Source organism: Treponema endosymbiont of Eucomonympha sp., from assembly GCF_001028545.1.
Window position 1 is genome coordinate 1 of sequence record NZ_BBPW01000140.1, and the last position, 1,682, is coordinate 1,682.

The 1,682-nt window shown below is 56.8% G+C and carries 2 protein-coding genes and 1 pseudogene; 1 reads left to right on the forward strand and 2 read right to left on the reverse strand.

Going from position 1 to position 1,682, the window contains the following annotated elements:
• On the reverse strand, positions 1-526 hold a 526-nt coding region (locus tag AWU74_RS05360; protein WP_062328379.1), incomplete at its 3' end, for a pseudouridine synthase family protein.
• Positions 527-724: 198 nt separating this feature from the next.
• On the opposite strand from AWU74_RS05360, the gene AWU74_RS05365 reads away from it, so the two are divergent.
• Positions 725-1,399, forward strand: a complete 675-nt coding sequence (locus AWU74_RS05365) for an HAD family hydrolase (protein ID WP_062328382.1) — start codon at positions 725-727, stop codon at positions 1,397-1,399.
• Between the two features lie 31 nt (positions 1,400-1,430).
• On the opposite strand, the pseudogene AWU74_RS05370 reads toward AWU74_RS05365, so the two are convergent.
• A pseudogene (locus AWU74_RS05370) lies at positions 1,431-1,682 on the reverse strand (tRNA pseudouridine(38-40) synthase TruA); the annotation flags it as partial.

The window sequence follows — 1,682 nt, forward strand, 5'->3', positions numbered from 1 at the left end:
CCGGCCCTTGCCCTCCCGAGTGCAGCCTCGAGCCGACCATTGGGGGCACCATGTTCCACAAAAGCGCGTTGGCGCGTATCTCAAAAACTAACTTGTTGCCGTCGGGGTAGAACACCGCGTGCTCAATATAGCGGCTTTTTGAGCGGGAAAGGTCTCCGGCGGCGGTAAACGTCGTAAAGTCAAGTTCTCCCTGTAAACACGCCGACATGCTGTTCAGCACCGCAAGGCTGGGATAGCGGCGAATCGCCCACACATAAGGCGCTTCATAGGCAAACGGCGTTGCCCCACAGCAGATAACGTAGCGGTATGTGCGGCTCACGGCGTCAAAACGGGCATGAAAGCCGTCCGCGAACTCTTTGGCGGCATGAATGCGGATATCGCGCGGCAGCAGGTTGTTTAACGCGGACACATAGTTTGCGACCGGAATGCTGTCTATAGGCGAATGGAAATTCGCTACCTGCCCCGCCGCATGAACGCCCGAATCTGTTCTGCCGGAACCGGCGAGCGGCACGGCGGTTTTGTGCACTGTTTCGAGCGCCGCAAGCGGAATGGATGTGTCTGGTGGGGAAACGGTAAAAAGCCGTGCAAACGACCGTGTGCGGGACGGGTTTGAACGGGAAGCGTTCCTGCGCGAAGTGCACAGAATACCCTGTTTATGTGCTGTGCGGGAAACTGACGCGTTCTCACAGTGTGCCTCCGCTTCGATAAGCGAAGCGTTTCCGTTATGAAAACTGCGTATCTGCCGTCTGCGGTGATTTTCGATATGGACGGCGTGTTAATAGACAGCCAGCCGCTTCACTGCGAAAGCGACAGCCTGTTGCTCAAATCACTCGGCATAGACCCCGCGTCGGTCGATTTCTACCCGTTTTTCGGCATGTCGAACCCTGAAATTTGGGCGCTGCTCAGCGCAAAATATGCGCTGTCCGTACCGCTCGGCGAAATCCTTCGGCAAAACGTCGCGCTCAAACTGAAGCTGCTTTCAGAGCGGGATTTCAGCCCGATTGCAGGCATTCCTGACTTGCTGGCGCTGCTCAAACGCGAGCATATCCTACTGGCGGTAGCGTCCTCGTCCTCGCCGCCTTTTATCGAAGCGGTGCTGGATAAAATCGGCATTGCGGCGTTTTTTGATTCGGTTGTCTCGGGCGAGTCGGTTGCGAAAAGCAAGCCTGAGCCGGACGTTTTTCTGAAGGCGGCGGAGCTTTTGGGCGTGCTTCCCCAATGCTGCGTTGTCGTGGAAGATTCGGGAAACGGCGTTATCGCCGCTAAGCGTGCCGGAATGAAATGCGTCGCCTACAAAAACCCGTCGTCCCGCAATCAGGATATTTCGCAGGCGGATATGGCAATAAACTCATTCGCCGCGTTATCGGTTTCGCGCCTCCGCGAACTGTGGTGGGAATAACCGTGCATTACTACACGATCCGCGCGGGATTTCACCTGACGCCCGCAAAATGTACCTGCCACAAAAACAGCCCCTGCGGAGGCGCGGTTGGACCGGCTCGGAAGCGGTCTTTTGCTTCAAGCGCCGCCTGAAAAAACGCCGCGTCCCGCCCTTCGCCTTCCGCGTGCAGCATCGAGCCGACCAGTGAGCGCACCATTTTCCACAAAAACGCGTTGGCGCGTATCTCAAAAACTAACTTGTTGCCGTCGGGGTAGAACACCGCGTGCTCAATATAGCGGCTTTT